Source organism: Bradyrhizobium sp. 23AC, assembly GCF_054863025.1.
The window spans coordinates 1-394 of record NZ_JAVAYN010000084.1 but is presented as its reverse complement, the minus strand read 5'-3'; the positions used below and the strand labels follow the sequence as shown (position 1 = coordinate 394).

The following is a 394-nucleotide window of genomic DNA, read 5'->3' as shown; positions in this document are numbered from 1 at the left end:
TCGGCGATCTCAACGCCCTGGGGCAGGCGGTGACGCGACTGTCCTATCTGAGCGCGACCAGCGCGGTCACCGTCGACATCGGGGCAGGGACCGCCGATGGCGATGCCTCCGTCGGCCACGACACCTTCTCCAACGTCTCGACGATCTGGGGTTCGGCCTCCAACGACGCGTTCTACGGCAGCGACAATGCGGCCTTCACCTACGAGACCTATGAAGGTCGCGGCGGTGACGACTATATCGACGGCCGCGGCGGCTACGATCAGGTCACCTACAATTCGGATACGACGACCACCTCAGGCATCTATGTTCACCTCGCCGCAGGCACCGTGAACGGCGATGCGACCGTCGGCACCGACACGATCCGCAACGTCGAGGCCGCCCGCGGCACCAATTT

Annotated in this window: 1 pseudogene; it reads left to right on the top strand. The window is 64.7% G+C overall.

The features are described 5' to 3' along the window. Positions 1–394, top strand: a pseudogene (locus RAD10_RS41545) (hypothetical protein); the annotation flags it as partial.